This window comes from Streptomyces sp. NBC_01142 (assembly GCF_026341125.1).
Taxonomy (GTDB): Bacteria; Actinomycetota; Actinomycetes; order Streptomycetales; family Streptomycetaceae; genus Streptomyces.
This window is the reverse complement of the sequence record NZ_JAPEOR010000002.1, coordinates 1,984,010-1,997,491: the sequence shown is the minus strand read 5'-3', so window position 1 is coordinate 1,997,491 and position 13,482 is coordinate 1,984,010. Positions and strand designations below refer to the sequence as shown.

The following is a 13,482-nucleotide window of genomic DNA, read 5'->3' as shown; positions in this document are numbered from 1 at the left end:
CAACGGGGAAATTCTGAATTCAGTTGAACCACTGGTCAGTTGGACCCGTACAACCCGGCGTGGGCATCACTCGCTCACACTCACTCACACCCACTCATCAAACCGGGGGAACGACATGCGCAGCACCCGTAGGAAAGCTCTGCTCGCGGCGCCGCCGACGGCGGCGGCCTTGCTGGTCCTGGCCGCCTGCGGCGGCTCGGCCGACGAGGCGAAGGACGGCGCCGCACAGCCCGCGGCGAAGCCCGCGAAGGAGGTCTCGGTCGCGATGGCGGACTCGGAACTCGGCAGGATCCTCGTCGACGATTCGGGCCGTACGCTGTACGGATTCACCAAGGACAAGCCCGGCGCGAGCAACTGCGACGCCGACTGCATCGCGGTCTGGCCGGCCCTCACCTCGGCGAAGGACGTGACGGCGGGTCCGGGGACCGACGCCGCGCTGCTGAAGGAGACGAAGCTCGGCGAGGGGGCGGAGCAGGCCAGGTACGGGGACTGGCCGCTCTACTACTACGTGGGCGACGCGGCGCCGGGGGACGTCAACGGGCAGGGCCTGGACGGCGAGTGGTTCGTGGTCGCGGCGGACGGCAAGCTCATCAAGAAGACGACCTGACGCGTCCGGACACCGTCCGGCACGTTCCGACAACCGGAATTCATGCGTCGTTCATAAAGCCGGGACTTTATGAGAATTTCACTTCTCTGTCCCGTTCCACTTCATCCTGTCCCACCCACCCCATAAGCCTGCGGCGGCCGTAACCCGTCTCAACGGCCGCCGCAGAGTGCCCATTCCCGGTAGTCGTCCGCTCACATCCCCCGCGGTGGGCGGCTGCCGGGAATGCGGTACGGGGGCACGGGGTCACGGGTCACTCGCAGGCGACGCCGTCCCCGTCACGGTCGAGGTGCGGCCCGTAGCCGGGATCCCCGGTGTGGATCGGGGCGGCGCCCGCAGCCCGTACCGCAGTGCAGTTGGTGTACGAAACCCTGGGCGGAGCGGGCTTCTTGGGCTTGGCGGGTGTCGGCGTCGGGGTGGGCGTCGGCGCGGCCACCGTGATCCGCACGACGGCGGTTCCGGTCAGCGGCTCGGCCCCCTTCGCATCGAGCCGGTAGGTGAACTCGTCCGCGCCGCCGTACCCGCGGGAGGGGGTGTAGACGATGGTGGAACCGTCGACGGTGGCGGTGCCGTGCCCGGGCAGGACGTCGACAGCAAGGCTGAACTCTCCTGCGTCCAGGGCGGCTTCCACACTCTCCGCCGTGCTGCCGGCCTTCGTCAGGGTGTCGTTGCTCAGGACGTCCACGACGATCGGCTTCCCGGCGTCGGCGCTCTCGTCGTCATCGACGAGGTCGAGGACCGGCGTGGGTGTGGGCGAGGGCGTCGGCGTGACGGCCTTCTTGACCGCCGGACTCGATGCGGCCGCGACGGACTTGCTGTCACTGGACGTGCCCCCGCACCCCACGAGCCCGACCGCGACCGCGACGACGGCGCAGGCGGCCAGCGTGCTGTTCCGGTGTGTACTGCCTCTCCCTGACATGTGCCCCCCAAGGCTTTCTGGATCCGGTTGAGAGGGCCTGAGCATGGCACTCCGCTTGCGGTCCATGCGGGGTAAATGTGGGGGAAGGTCATCCAATTGTGATGAAAATGTGTGTGCGTCCCGAACGGACCGTCCCCCCTACCCGGCCGCGTGGCGGGTCCGGGGACTCTGTGCAACTCCGTTGCGTAATCAAGTATGCGCATAACGTGATCGATATGGCCTGAACCCTTCTTGAGTCCGGCCGGGGAGCGGCAAAAGACTGCTCCTGTGCCAGAGACAGGCAGGGACCGGGGAGGGGCCCCGCGCACATCAGCCATGCTCGAAATCTGAGGAGACCACCACATGTCCGACACCGGGCATCGAAGTAGCGCACACCCGATCACGCTTACCGACGGCACTGCCACCCGGACCCGTGAAGTGGCCCACGCTGACCTCGCCCCCATCCAGGCGCTGCACCGCCGTTGCTCGCTGGGCAGCCGTGCGCTGCGCTATCACGCGGGCAAACTCGAGCTGTCCCGGGCCGGATGGCGGGTGCTGTCCGACCCGGAGCGCGGCACCACCTTGGTCACCACCACCACCCAGCAGACGGACCGCATCATCGCCATGACCAACGTCATGCGCACCGATCAGCAAGGGGTCGGCGAACTCGCCGTGCTGATCGAGGACGCATGGCAGTCCAAGGGACTGGGCACCGCGCTGGCCGCGCACGCGGCCGACGTGGCCCGCCGGGCCGGCCACCACACCCTCACCGCGTCGGTCGCCGCGGTCAACGCGCCCATGCTCCACGTCCTGGAGAGCCTGGATGCGCCGCCCGCCCGCGCGACAGGGCCCGTCCTGGACATCCATATCCCGCTGTAGCGGACCTCGGGCACCGGTCCGAGCCGACCCGCCACCCGGGCAGCCTCTGAGGCCGACTCAGGCGACCACCTCGCTCGCAGCGTTGACCAGCGCGTCCAGCGAGGAGTGCAGCGTCTGCCACCGCTCGTCCGGCAACTTCGGATCGACGGTCAGCACGCCGGTGCCAAGAGGTGCTCCCGGCAGGAGTTCCGTCTCGTCGGCCGCCACATTGCCGCGTCGCCCGCGTCCCGCCAGGCCACACCCGAGTACAAAGTGGGTGGGCAACACCATCCAGCAGCGCGGCCCAAGTCCCGGGTCACTGGGCCGGTGACCCGGAACAGCCTGCCCAATCGCCTGCTGCTGGGCCGTATCAAGGACCTGATGCGCGCCCACGCGCCGCCCACGCGCCGCCCGCGCGGTTGAGCCGGCAGCGCCTGACGTCCGCCGGCCGACCACGTGACCCACCAGCCGTCCACCGCCTTGAGCGGGACCCGCAACACCGCGGCGACAACCTCGCGGTCCCCGGGCTCAAGCGGTGCGCCTACCCGTTGTCGCAGGCGGCCGGCCGGGATCGCGTGCCGGTTTGCGTCTCGTTGGAGACACCATTGACGATCATCGACGTCTTTCCCGTGAGCGTGTCGCACACGCCCACCGGCCGGGTCGGCGCATAGCAGATCAGGCTGTACTGGCCGAGGTACCGCTCCTTGGTGCAGAGAGCGCTGCTGCCGAAGTTGCTGCTGAGTGCACCGCTGATGTCTACGGCCTTGGAGGTGTTCAGGGTCGCAATCAGCGCGATCTGCGCTCCACCACTGCGGTTCGTCACGAGGCAGCCCCGGTATTGCACGTGGTCGGAGACGGAGTGGGTCTTCGAAGCCGAGCAGTACCAGTTCGACTCGCCGAGGTACCGTCCCGGCTGCCAGGTACCGGCGGCCGAAGCCGAACCTGAGGCGAAGATGACGCCGACGGCGGCGGCGGCCAGCGTCGCCAGGCCACGATGGACACGAAGCATTGGTTCCCCCATATGCAAGCCCGCGCATGCGCAATGGCGTGAGCAAGGATCAGATCGCGACCGCACTGTATCTCGACAGTTGCCGCACCGGCCCTACCGTGTTCGGCGATGAGCGGACGCATCCCGCGGGCGGCCCGCAGCAGTCTCGGGAAGTTGCCTCCGCAGGCTGACTGAGCGCCACGGCTGGCCACTGAGCGGTTCGGTCGGCCGGGGCCGCGCCGAGTATCTGGCGTTGGATGCCGACGCACTTCAAGCAATGTGCAGATCTGTGCGTACCCATCCTCTACGTCGGGTGATGGCCGCTTTGCGCCCTTGACGGCATATTCTGTCTGTTCCACAGTGGTGCACACAGCCGCACAACTCCTTGCTGGAAATTGACATGCCATCAGGTTCATCGGAATCGATCCCCACACCGATGACAAGCAAAGTCCCACCGTGTGGGCCGACGTTGAGAAGCAGGACTCGTTTTCCAGGGCTGGAAGCCGATCCTCGAACTCGAAGCGACCACGAGGCAGTGATCCGGATCCCCGCCACGATGGTGCACATGATCAGGGAGGCACGCGATGCCGTCGCGCGTTCCGACATTCGATGAGCTGATCCACGGCTGCACGCGTTCCGCCGTGCACCTGGAGATGCGCGACTCCTACGCCGTCGACTACGAGGCGGGCCCGTTCGCGGCCTGGAAGAACGGCTTCCGACACGATCCAGCCGACCGGGCGTCCTGGTGGCGGCCGTGGCTCGACCTCATGTCCGAGACGGTGTCCCGCGGTGTCGTCGTGCGGCGAGCGCGCCTCGTGTCCGAGCCAGTGAGCGAGTACATCCGCTACGAGCACTCAGGCACCTTCACCAACGTGGCGGCCGGGGAACAGGTGAGGTGGCTGCCCCGGCGCCAGGCATCGGATATTGCCCTCCCGGGCAATGACTTCTGGCTCTTCGACGAACAGCTGGTGCGCTGGAACCACTTCGCGGGTGACGGATCGTCCATGGGCGGGGAGATCAGTGACGACCCGGCCGCCGCGAAGCTGTGTGCCCACGCCTTTGAGGCCGTGTGGTCGCGCGCGATCCCGCACGACCAGTACGAGATCCACTAGCAGGAAGGACAGACCGGCTCATGCCCATCTCCCCATCGTCGTCCGCTCGGTCTGCCCGCGAAACGGTCGCGCGGCGGTTGCGTGACTTGCGCAAGGCGTCAGGGTTGACGGTTTCCGAGCTGGCCGACCGATGTGGCTGGCACCACGCGAAGACGTCTCGCATCGAGAACGCCCGCACCGCACCCTCAGCCAAGGACATACGCCTGTGGTGTCGTGCGTGCGGTGACGCCGATCAGGCAGACGACCTCATCGTTCAGTCCCTCAACGCAGAGTCGATGTACAGCGAGTGGCGCCACCAAGTGCGCAGTGGGCTGAAGCAACTTCAGGACAGCTGGGTGGAGTTCTTCCACGAGACCCAGCTGTTCCGTGTCTACTCATCGACGCTGGTTCCAGGTCTCCTGCAGACCGAGGGCTACGCAGCGGCGTTGCTGAGTACCATCGCCGACTTCCGCGAAATCCCCAACGACGGGCCGGAGGCTGCGGCCGCCCGGGTCCAGCGGTCCCGCGTCATTCACGACCCCGGCCATCGGTTCGTCCTCCTTGTCGAGGAGGCTGCGCTGTACTACCGGCTCGGGGAGGCAGACGCGATGGCTGCGCAGCTGGGCTACCTCCTGACCGTCGGCGCACTGCCTTCCGTGTCCCTCGGAGTGATCCCGATGGCCACGCAACAGCGTCGGCTCTGGCCGCAGGAGACGTTCCACATGTACGACGACACACTCGTGTCGGTGGAGCTGCTGTCGGCCCAGGTGAACATCACGCAGCCCTCTGAGGTCGCCCTGTACTTGAAGGCGTTCGAGGAGTTGCGGACCATGGCCGTGTACGGGCAGGCGGCACGGGCGCTGATCGTGAAGGCGATCGACGCTCTGAACTGACCCAGGAGGCATGAATGGCGCCGCTTCCTACCCGAAGGCGAGTCCGCTCTCGGCTTCCCCGAGCCAACTCCGGGACAGCCCTGTGGAGAACACAGCGGCGTTGGCCATCAATCCGCCTGAAGCTCCTGCACAATCCGTGCCGCCATGTGTCGGGCCGGGTCGGCGCGGGGGTCCTCGGGATGAGCGTCGGGGGCCAGGATATTCGAGCAGACAAACAGAGTCATCAGCCTGCCGTCCCGGCTTTCCAGATCGTGGCGTCGTTCACGGCGTACGCGGGGTCAGCCAAGAGCCGGCGCGGCCACATTGCGACGGCCTCAGAATGGCGCCCTGGCGGTCTGTGGCCCCCGTCCTGGACGGACGGGGTCTGGGTAGGCGGGTCCCAGCCCGCATGGTGCATAGCCCAAAGGGAGGTATGCGATGCCGTCGAACGTCCCGACGTTCACTGACCTACTGGCCGGAGCCAAGAGGTCGGCCGTCCATCTGGAGATGCGAGACACTTACTACAGCAATCCTCGCTTCGAGTCATGGCGGCAGGGGCACTGTGTCGACTGGAACGACCGCGCCTCGTGGTGGCGTCCCTTCCACCAGGAGATCGCCGACGCGGTCGCCCGCGGGGTGACGGTCCGCCGGGCTCGGGTCGTCTCCGAGCCGGTGACCGAGTACATCCGCTGGGAGCACTACGTCACCCACGCCAACGTGACCGCGGGCGAGCAGGTGCGCTGGCTGCCGCGGCGGCTCGCATCGGATCTGCTGCTGCCGGGCAACGACTTCTGGGTCTTCGACGACACTTCGGTGGAGATTCACCACTTCTCCGGCGACGGTGACTCCATCGAGGATGAGATCCTCAGCGATCCGAAGTTGATCGAACTGTGCGCCTCCGGCTTCGAACGCATTTGGGAGCGAGCCATCCCGCACGAGCAATACGAGATCCACTAGGACGGGCGCGACAGAACAGCTATGCCTCCCGTATCTCCGTCGTCCAGCGTGCAGGCCAGATAGCGAAAGAGATCGAGGCCCTGACTGAACTCCCGCCGGTGCCGTCAAGGCGCTGGTCAGCTGAGTCGGTTGTCTCGCAGCGCGGCCAAAAAACTGGCCCAAGCGTGGGTGTCGAAAGCGATCTGGGGGCCGTACGGATACTTGCTGTCTCGGACAGCCGCACCGTCAAGCACGGCCGCTGCCTCTACACACTCGCTAGTGTTCGCCCCGCTGTACGAGGACTTGAACCAGGCTTCGGCCGGTATCTCAGGGGTGCGGCTCTGCATCACATCTCCTCACGGACACGCTCGATCATGGCTGATGAGGCAGCCATATCCAACGCTTGTGCGCGGAGGTAGTCGAACGCAAGTCGGTATCGATCCAGTTCTTCCTCCTTCTCCATGAAGAGCGAGCCAAGGTGAATGTCGACGTAGACGACATCCAGGCTGGGCTCCGCGCCCCCGAGGATCACGAAGCTGCCCATCGCCGCCGAGTGGGCACCCTTGGAGAACGGAAGCACCTGGAGCGTGATGTCCGGGGACTCGTTGGCCTGGAGCAGATGGCTGAGCTGCTCCCTCATGACATCGCGCGAACCGACCACGCGGCGGATCACTGACTCGTCGAGGATGGCCCAGAGGTGCAAGGGTTTGGCCCGGGTGAGGATCTCCTGGCGCTTCATCCGGATGTCAACGAGGCGCTCGATCTCTTCGGGCAGCAACCGCATCTCGGAGGCATGCTGCACGGCCTCCGTGTAGCTGCGGGTCTGCAAGAGCCCGGGTACATAGAGGCAGTTGAAGTGATCCTCGCGAATAGCTTCGTCCTCAAGCGTCAGCAGGAGGTTCATAGTTTCCGGGATGGAGTCGGCGAACGAGCTCCACCACCCCTGCTGCTTCGCTTCTTTGGCGAGTGCGACTACAGCCTTACGCTCGGCCTCGCTCGCGTCGTACTCACGACAGAGCGCGTCCACGATGGGCCACTTCACGGGTCCTTCTTGTGTCTCGTACCGGCTGACCGTGGCCTTCGAGACCCCAACCAGGCGGCCGGCTTCCTCCAGGGTCATGCCCTTCCGGGCGCGCAGCTTGCGCATCGTCACGCCCAGCTGGCGGCGACGTGTGGTGGCCCTCGCTGACATGGCAGACCTTCCGTTACATACGGGCCAGCCCTCTGGCCACCAACAAGGCTATGCACGGGTGGAGTTGAACAACCGCAAGGATCACCCGATCGATTCTCGTGAGAAGTTACATCGTGAGACTTCTCAGTGTCATACTCCAGTCGTATCGCTACGCAGCGCAGTCGTATGGACACGGCGGGCGCAGTGCTGCTGTGGCGCAGGAGGGAGTGCGGCTATGTGCGGCAACGAACTGACCATCAACCAATCCAGACTCCGCTGTGTGCTGCCCTTCGAGGCAGAACCGGCCAGGGTGCGCATCCTGCGCAGGTACGTGAGGGATCAACTCACCCAGTGGGGCTTCCCTGCTCTGGCCGACGAGGTGCAGCTGGCGGTCACTGAGCTCGCGACCAATGTAATCAAGCACGTCGGTGACGGAGCGGTGGCGACCCTTGTCATGGAGCCAAGGGAGGGCTCACTTCGCGTAGAGATCCACGACCAGAGCCATGCTGTGCCGGGGGCTGTGGAGCAGGAGTGCGGCGCCGAGCGTGGCCGGGGACTTCACCTGCTGGCAGGTATGTCCGCAGACTGGGGCACCATCGTGACGGCGACAGGCAAGACAGTGTGGTGCGAGTTCGTCCTGGGCGATTCCGGGCAATGCCTCCGCATCCAGCGTGCAGCGGCTGCACTAGAGGGTTATCAGGTGGCCGGCGAGAGCCCGGGACGCCTCAGTGTCGGCCGCCTGCCTGTCTTGGAGACATCGGCGACTGAACTGATCGCGGACTTGCTGCACTGGCTAACCGCAAGGGGCGGCGACCCGGACGCGATCCTGGAGCGGGCTCAGATGCACTTCGAGGCTGAGGCTGTCTGAACTGCGCATGTAAGTCTCCCGTCGCGGGCCTAGTGGCCAGGTGCTTGCCGGCGTGGATGCGCAGGTCTCAGGAAGATCCCAGTCCGGGCTTCTGTACCGGCTCCGAAGCTTGATCACTGGACGGCTGAGCGCAGGAGCGCGACAGCATCGTCGGCCATTCCATGCTTGTGGAGCTCGAGGGCGATTCGGATCACGTCCCTCTCGGGGTGCTCTCGTCCGTACATGTGCACCAGAGCGTCCGCGAGTTGAGCCTGCTGCTGCGCCCGCAGAACGGCGAGGGATGCGGCCCCTTCGAGCGGCGTCAGAGTGCCGACGGTGTCGACCAGCATGGCTAGAGCCGCATCGGCTCTCCCCCGGTCTCGGAGCTGTCCCGCACTGTTGGCGATGTGTCTCGCACCCGCAACATCGCTCTCCTGTCGCTGCCGGTCCCCTCTCGCGGGGGGGACCGGCAGCGACATCGCTCGTCGTCTAGCCTTGGCCAACGCTTTTGACAGGCCGGCTTCGCTGTCCTTGAGCCGAAGGTTTTCCCTGCGGAGATCGCTGTTGTCACCGTGCAGCGTTGAGCATGTCTTGCAGAGACTCTTCTCGGCATGCTTGTGCGCTTTCACCACGTCTTCCCTCGTCAGCCCGACGGCAGCAGCAGAGCCCATCCGGTCGACCGCCATGGCGTGCATGAGCGTGACGAAGTTCAGAGTCGGGACGCGCTTGCCGTTCAAGTAGCGGGATATGGCGTCACGGTCCGTCTTGTAGCCCCGCTCCTGGAACAGGCGAGCTGCCGCCGCAAGTGTCGGAGTACCCATCCGGCCGTGCAGCACTTTGAGAGTGCGGGCGAGGTGATGCCTCCCGGGAGGGAGGTTGGGGTCGATCCTGGTGCCTACTTGTCCGGCGCGCATTCCGTTGCCTCTCCCTTGTTCAGGTCGCAGTCGTAGAGCAGGGCCAGCCGCAGGAATCCGCGGTGTCTGCAGTGTCGGCGTCTTCGAGCGCAACATGCGTTTTCGCTGGACTTCAGTTCGGCCGTGCGTCATCAATTGACTCACTCAGGGCAACCCTGGGCCTGCACAACAGGGGGACCACATACGGCACATCACGCCTGACTGTACGACGCAGTCGGTGTCATGTGCAGGTGGTCGTGGCTGGCTGTTGGATCGGAGACACCTATGACGCTGCCTTCCTGGCAGAACGAAAAGTTCGGCGGCAAGATCCGCGCTGCGCTGTGGCTGGAGACCGAGGTGGGGGAGGGGAACACCTTCACCAAGGCCGAACTGCGCAAGGCTTTCCCCGAGTCGGCACAGATCGACCGAAGGCTGCGCGACCTTCGGGATCACGGCTGGCGGATTGACACGAGCCGCGACGACCCTGCCCTGAAGCAGCAGGAGCAGCGCTACGTGACCAAGGGCGCCGAGGTCTGGCTCCCCGGCCAGGCGAAGGTCGCCAAGCACAAGAGCAGCCTGAGTGCTGCCCAGCGAGCCAAGGTCTGGCAGAACGATAACTTCCTGTGCCGTACCTGCGGGATCGGAGCAGGTGAGCCGTATGGCGACAACGGCGATGTTCTTTCCCAGCTGAACATTGCCCGTCGCAAGGTCGTGCTTGCTGACGGCACTGTGGACCACCAGATGGTTACGGAGTGCAGGCGGTGCGGGACCAGGGGAGAGCGGGAAATCGACCTGGGCGTCCTTCTCAGCCAGGTAGCGGGTCTCTCGTCTCTGGAGAAGGAGGTCTTGGCGGGCTGGATCGAAGCGGATCAGCGTACGCAGGGGACCTTGGAGAAGCTCTGGGGCCATTACCGGACGCTGCCGGTGGCGTCCCGGGAGGCTGTCCGGCAGGCAACGTCCGGAGAGGACAAGTAAGCAGGGTGAAGGGGATCGGAGTCAGCGTGTTTCAAGAGTTCCAGCCGCCGCCGCGTGCAGACCAGTTCAGCGAGCTGATCAAGAAGAGGTTGGAGGAGGTGAAGTCTTCGGGAGGGACCAGGGAGACCGTTACGGTCGATTGGAACGGTCAGGCTGTCCATGTCGAGGTCATCGATCTTCCCCTCGAAAGCCTCTACTTCAACCCCGGCACCCATCGAATCCGCGCCCAGCGAAGCCATGATCCAGTGAAGGACCAGGCGCTGCATCGTGATCCTTGGAGCGCGGAAAGCCAGGGGTATCTGAAGTATCTGCTCCAGGCTGAGCCGGCCAATCCGAATCTCCGCGACACGGCTTTCGACAAGCTCAAGGAGAGTCTGGAGCAGTTTGGCCAGAACGATCCGGGTCTGGTGACGCACCACGGCGTGCTCGTCAACGGCAACACCAGGGCTGCCGCGCTCAGAGAGAGTGGCGTGCAGTCGATGCGTGTGGGCGTGCTGCCGGCCTCGTTCACCTGGGCGGACATCAACGCCGTCGAGCTGTCGCTGCAGCTGCGCAAGGATCACCGTCGCGACTACTCGTACATCAACCGGCTGCTTGCGATGGAAGAGCAGGCGGCGCTGGGTCGGACTCCGGACCAGATCGCCAGGGAGTTCAGGGTCTATCCCAAGACGTACCACCAGGAGCGGTGGATCCTCAGCACCATCCGGGAACTGATCGAGCGGAGCAGGAGCGGCGCTGCCGCGCTGCGACTGGTCGACTTCGAGGACGACCAGGAGAAGTTGAAGGAACTCGAAAGGCTCTACAAGAAGCTCTCGACGGTCGAGCCTGATGAGGCCGAGGTCATCAAGGAGTGGCGTCTCGCCGCGATGCTGCTGGACTTCGCCAAGACGGATGTTCGCCACATCGACGAGCACTTCGCGAAGGCCGACTACCTGGCAAGGAGCCTTCCGGCGAGCCTCAGCGACGCCGGACAGAGCGTAGGCCCTGAGCCGGAAGCTGTGATGGTTCCCGGTCTTGGTGTCGCGGTGCCCGGGACGACATCTCGTGTGGCCGCGGCCCGCGCGCTCAACGATCAGATTCTGAGGGCAAAGGCTGTCGTTGGCGCTACGGCGACGGATGTGCCGGATGCTGACAAGCAGGCGGCTCGTGCGCTCTTTGATAGCGCTAAGGATGCGTTCGACAAGGCGATCGACGACGCCGGCCGGGACGCACGTGTACGCAAGCGGAAGCAGCTCGCTCCCGCTCGTCTCGCGGACGCCTGCGCCGACATCGACCAGTGCGTAGTCGAGCTTGTGCAGGCGCGGACGGCTCGAAGCCTCGATGAAGAGGCGTTCGACGATGCCGTGCTTCAGCTGCGGGAAAGCCTCAGCAAGCTTGCCCAGCAGGCGAAGCGGATTCAGGGGGAGCCTGGCGACGGCGTTTCCTGGCTCGTTGAGGCCGTCGCGGAGGGTCGGCCGTGACAATTGGTACGGCAGCCGAGGTCACGCTGAGCCTCGGATTCGACGAGACGCGTACCAAGGTAGTTCTCGGGACCACGGAGAACTACCGAGGGGAGCTCGTGCAGCTGGCCGCTCGTTTCCGGACGGGCGGCCAGCTCGGCCCTCTGACAGCTGCGGTTGATCTCGATGACTTGCTTGCCAGTGTGGGTGAGGTCGCAGGCTGGTCTGATCCAGAAGGGGTGGAGTGGGCTCCAGACCTGAGAGCCCTGATCCTTGGCAACCTTCAAGATGCAGCGACGGTTGAGAGGAGGCTCAGCACTCCGGACCACACGGGCGAGGTCCTCTCGGATGACGTGCCTCACTTGCTCGGCGATGAGTGGATCGCGGAGCTGGGTGAGTTCCAGCGGCGTGACATAGCGAAGCTGCTCTCCCTCCAGCATGGGGCGAACTTCAGCGTCCCGGGTGCGGGGAAGACTCGGGCAGCTCTTGGCGTGTACTCGGCACAGAAGACGATGGGACACGTCAATCGACTGCTCGTTGTGTGTCCGAAGTCGGCCTATGAGTCGTGGAAGTACGAGACGGCGGTGTGTTTCCGACACAGGCTCCGCCCACATGTGCTGGACGGTTCACTGGATGAGTGGGCGGAGGTTCTGATCGTCAACTACGAACGACTGGACCGGTCGCTCGCGACACTGGCGGCGTGGCTCAAGGCCGAGCCCGCGATGCTCATCCTTGATGAGGCGCATCGGATGAAGCTCGGGGCCCGAGGCACCTACGGAGCTGCCTGTATGGCTCTGGGCCCCCTGGCTCAGAGACGGCTGATTCTCACGGGTACTCCAGCTCCCAATGGATCGAAGGACTTGGAAAACCTTTTGGGCTTCGTCTGGCCGGGACACGGACAGCGATCGGTCACCCGCGCCGTGGCCGGCGGGAATCTGGCCCAGGCCAGTGTCGCGCTCAAGCCGCTTTTCACGCGGACGACGAAGCTGGAGCTTGGTCTGCCGCCGGTAGAGCTTCGGATGCGGTACGTGGATATGCCGCCCCTACACGCCGACATCTACGGCTCTCTAGTGGGCGATCCTGACTCCCGCGCTGCAAACGACGACCTCAGTGGTCTGGGCAAGACAGCCCTTCGCTTGCTGATGGCCGCGACGAGCCCGGCGCTACTGCTCGACGGCGCCAGCCGATACGAGCCCCTGGCATACCAGTTGCCACCGCTCGAGATTCCTCAGGGGCACTCGCTCTACGCGCTCATGCAGAATCTGCCTGACTACGAGCTGTCGCCCAAGTACAAGGAGACAGCCGCGATCGTTGCCGAGAACGCCAGGCAGGGACGCAAGACTCTGATCTGGACGACGTTCGTTCGCAGCCTGACCACTCTCGAACGGCTACTGGAGAAGTACGCCCCCGCGACCGTGTACGGCGGGACCCCAGACCGGGATGAGCAGTTGCGACGCTTCCGGGAGGATCCGGCATGCATGGTGCTGCTCTCTAACCCGGCGACGCTCGGTGAAGGCATCAGCCTGCACCAGGTCTGTCATGACGCTGTGTATGTCGACCGAGACTTCGTCGCTGGACGCTTCCTCCAGAGCCTTGACCGTATCCACAGGCTCGGGCTTGACCCAGATACCGAGACTCGTGTGACGGTGCTCGCTGTCCGAGACACGATCGATGAGGTGGTAGAGGCTCGCCTTGATCAAAAATTGGAGTTCATGGGCAAGATCCTCGATGACCCCTCTGTCCAGCAGTTGGCTGACTTGCAGGAGGAACCCGCTGTGGCCGCCGGCCTCGCTCCCGGCGATGTAGAAGCCCTATTGAGGCATATGGGACGAAGCTAGTCAGGTCGCATCTGGTTGTGCCGTCTGTTGCAACTCCCGCAGCAGGCGGCGCGCTGCCGTGCTGCTAGGTCG

General features: G+C 65.1%; 15 protein-coding genes and 2 pseudogenes. 10 read left to right on the top strand and 7 right to left on the bottom strand.

Going from position 1 to position 13,482, the window contains the following annotated elements; all coding sequences use genetic code 11:
- The first annotated feature begins 115 nt into the window (after nucleotides 1-115).
- A complete protein-coding gene (locus OG883_RS26515) occupies nucleotides 116-607 on the top strand; it encodes a hypothetical protein (RefSeq protein WP_266545544.1) in 492 nt (163 codons plus the stop codon).
- A gap of 250 nt (nucleotides 608-857) precedes the next feature.
- Here the strand turns inward: OG883_RS26515 and OG883_RS26510 are convergent, their stop codons facing one another.
- Nucleotides 858-1,523 (bottom strand): excalibur calcium-binding domain-containing protein, encoded by a 666-nt coding sequence (locus tag OG883_RS26510; RefSeq protein WP_266545542.1) that lies wholly within the window; start codon nucleotides 1,521-1,523, stop codon nucleotides 858-860.
- 417 nt (nucleotides 1,524-1,940) lie between these two features.
- On the opposite strand from OG883_RS26510, the gene OG883_RS26505 reads away from it, so the two are divergent.
- Nucleotides 1,941-2,381: a GNAT family N-acetyltransferase gene (locus OG883_RS26505; RefSeq protein ID WP_266545540.1), complete on the top strand. Its 441-nt coding sequence runs from the start codon at nucleotides 1,941-1,943 to the stop codon at nucleotides 2,379-2,381.
- Nucleotides 2,382-2,438: 57 nt separating this feature from the next.
- Here OG883_RS26505 and OG883_RS26500 read toward each other — a convergent pair whose 3' ends face one another.
- Both OG883_RS26500 and OG883_RS26495 read right to left on the bottom strand, forming a co-directional pair.
- Nucleotides 2,439-2,645 (bottom strand): hypothetical protein, encoded by a 207-nt coding sequence (locus OG883_RS26500; protein ID WP_266545538.1) that lies wholly within the window; start codon nucleotides 2,643-2,645, stop codon nucleotides 2,439-2,441.
- Nucleotides 2,646-2,901: 256 nt separating this feature from the next.
- Complete coding sequence (locus OG883_RS26495; RefSeq protein WP_266545535.1) at nucleotides 2,902-3,369, bottom strand: hypothetical protein; 468 nt, start codon at nucleotides 3,367-3,369, stop codon at nucleotides 2,902-2,904.
- A 384-nt stretch (nucleotides 3,370-3,753) separates the two neighbouring features.
- On the opposite strand from OG883_RS26495, the pseudogene OG883_RS26490 reads away from it, so the two are divergent.
- The 3 genes and pseudogenes from OG883_RS26490 to OG883_RS26480 all read left to right on the top strand — a co-directional run bounded on the left by OG883_RS26490 (nucleotide 3,754) and on the right by OG883_RS26480 (nucleotide 5,332).
- Nucleotides 3,754-3,961 (top strand): annotated as a pseudogene (locus OG883_RS26490) (hypothetical protein).
- A complete protein-coding gene (locus OG883_RS26485) occupies nucleotides 3,933-4,460 on the top strand; it encodes a DUF6879 family protein (protein WP_266545534.1) in 528 nt (175 codons plus the stop codon). The pseudogene OG883_RS26490 and the gene OG883_RS26485 overlap by 29 nt, the downstream one beginning before the upstream one ends.
- 20 nt (nucleotides 4,461-4,480) lie before the next feature.
- Nucleotides 4,481-5,332 carry a helix-turn-helix transcriptional regulator gene (locus OG883_RS26480; RefSeq protein ID WP_266545531.1) on the top strand — a complete coding sequence of 284 codons (852 nt, stop codon included), beginning with the start codon at nucleotides 4,481-4,483 and terminating at the stop codon, nucleotides 5,330-5,332.
- A 107-nt stretch (nucleotides 5,333-5,439) separates the two neighbouring features.
- Here OG883_RS26480 and OG883_RS26475 read toward each other — a convergent pair.
- Nucleotides 5,440-5,637, bottom strand: a pseudogene (locus OG883_RS26475) (hypothetical protein); the annotation flags it as partial.
- 112 nt (nucleotides 5,638-5,749) lie between these two features.
- On the opposite strand from OG883_RS26475, the gene OG883_RS26470 reads away from it, so the two are divergent.
- Entirely contained in the window at nucleotides 5,750-6,268 is a 519-nt protein-coding gene (locus OG883_RS26470) for a DUF6879 family protein (RefSeq protein WP_266545529.1), read from the top strand.
- A 116-nt stretch (nucleotides 6,269-6,384) separates the two neighbouring features.
- On the opposite strand, the gene OG883_RS26465 is transcribed toward OG883_RS26470, so the two are convergent.
- Complete coding sequence (locus OG883_RS26465) at nucleotides 6,385-6,594, bottom strand: DUF397 domain-containing protein (protein WP_266545526.1); 210 nt, start codon at nucleotides 6,592-6,594, stop codon at nucleotides 6,385-6,387.
- A complete protein-coding gene (locus OG883_RS26460; RefSeq protein WP_266545523.1) occupies nucleotides 6,594-7,439 on the bottom strand; it encodes a helix-turn-helix transcriptional regulator in 846 nt (281 codons plus the stop codon). The genes OG883_RS26465 and OG883_RS26460 overlap by 1 nt, the downstream gene beginning before the upstream one ends.
- 259 nt (nucleotides 7,440-7,698) lie before the next feature.
- Here OG883_RS26460 and OG883_RS26455 point away from each other — a divergent pair, with 259 nt between their 5' ends.
- Complete coding sequence (locus OG883_RS26455; protein ID WP_323180981.1) at nucleotides 7,699-8,286, top strand: ATP-binding protein; 588 nt, start codon at nucleotides 7,699-7,701, stop codon at nucleotides 8,284-8,286.
- Between the two features lie 113 nt (nucleotides 8,287-8,399).
- On the opposite strand, the gene OG883_RS26450 is transcribed toward OG883_RS26455, so the two are convergent.
- Nucleotides 8,400-9,179, bottom strand: a complete 780-nt coding sequence (locus OG883_RS26450; protein ID WP_266545521.1) for a hypothetical protein — start codon at nucleotides 9,177-9,179, stop codon at nucleotides 8,400-8,402.
- 264 nt (nucleotides 9,180-9,443) lie between these two features.
- Here OG883_RS26450 and OG883_RS26445 point away from each other — a divergent pair, with 264 nt between their 5' ends.
- Genes OG883_RS26445 through OG883_RS26435 form a run of 3 tightly spaced genes read left to right on the top strand, consistent with a single transcriptional unit; the run spans nucleotide 9,444 to nucleotide 13,410 of the window.
- Nucleotides 9,444-10,133 carry a hypothetical protein gene (locus OG883_RS26445; protein WP_266545519.1) on the top strand — a complete coding sequence of 230 codons (690 nt, stop codon included), beginning with the start codon at nucleotides 9,444-9,446 and terminating at the stop codon, nucleotides 10,131-10,133.
- 5 nt (nucleotides 10,134-10,138) lie between these two features.
- Nucleotides 10,139-11,593: a ParB N-terminal domain-containing protein gene (locus OG883_RS26440; protein WP_323180980.1), complete on the top strand. Its 1,455-nt coding sequence runs from the start codon at nucleotides 10,139-10,141 to the stop codon at nucleotides 11,591-11,593.
- Between the two features lie 2 nt (nucleotides 11,594-11,595).
- A complete protein-coding gene (locus tag OG883_RS26435; RefSeq protein WP_266549450.1) occupies nucleotides 11,596-13,410 on the top strand; it encodes a DEAD/DEAH box helicase in 1,815 nt (604 codons plus the stop codon).
- Nucleotides 13,411-13,482 lie beyond the last annotated feature (72 nt).

What these genes read in the sequence shown, in the direction of transcription:
- OG883_RS26445 (WP_266545519.1), top strand. Translation starts at nt 9,444, where the DNA reads ATGACGCTGCCTTCCTGGCAGAACGAAAAGTTCGGCGGCAAGATCCGC.
- OG883_RS26485 (WP_266545534.1), top strand. Translation starts at nt 3,933, where the DNA reads ATGCCGTCGCGCGTTCCGACATTCGATGAGCTGATCCACGGCTGCACG.
- OG883_RS26450 (WP_266545521.1), bottom strand. Translation starts at nt 9,179, where the DNA reads ATGCGCGCCGGACAAGTAGGCACCAGGATCGACCCCAACCTCCCTCCC.
- OG883_RS26515 (WP_266545544.1), top strand. Translation starts at nt 116, where the DNA reads ATGCGCAGCACCCGTAGGAAAGCTCTGCTCGCGGCGCCGCCGACGGCG.
- OG883_RS26510 (WP_266545542.1), bottom strand. Translation starts at nt 1,523, where the DNA reads ATGTCAGGGAGAGGCAGTACACACCGGAACAGCACGCTGGCCGCCTGC.
- OG883_RS26460 (WP_266545523.1), bottom strand. Translation starts at nt 7,439, where the DNA reads ATGTCAGCGAGGGCCACCACACGTCGCCGCCAGCTGGGCGTGACGATG.
- OG883_RS26470 (WP_266545529.1), top strand. Translation starts at nt 5,750, where the DNA reads ATGCCGTCGAACGTCCCGACGTTCACTGACCTACTGGCCGGAGCCAAG.
- OG883_RS26480 (WP_266545531.1), top strand. Translation starts at nt 4,481, where the DNA reads ATGCCCATCTCCCCATCGTCGTCCGCTCGGTCTGCCCGCGAAACGGTC.
- OG883_RS26495 (WP_266545535.1), bottom strand. Translation starts at nt 3,369, where the DNA reads ATGCTTCGTGTCCATCGTGGCCTGGCGACGCTGGCCGCCGCCGCCGTC.
- OG883_RS26465 (WP_266545526.1), bottom strand. Translation starts at nt 6,594, where the DNA reads ATGCAGAGCCGCACCCCTGAGATACCGGCCGAAGCCTGGTTCAAGTCC.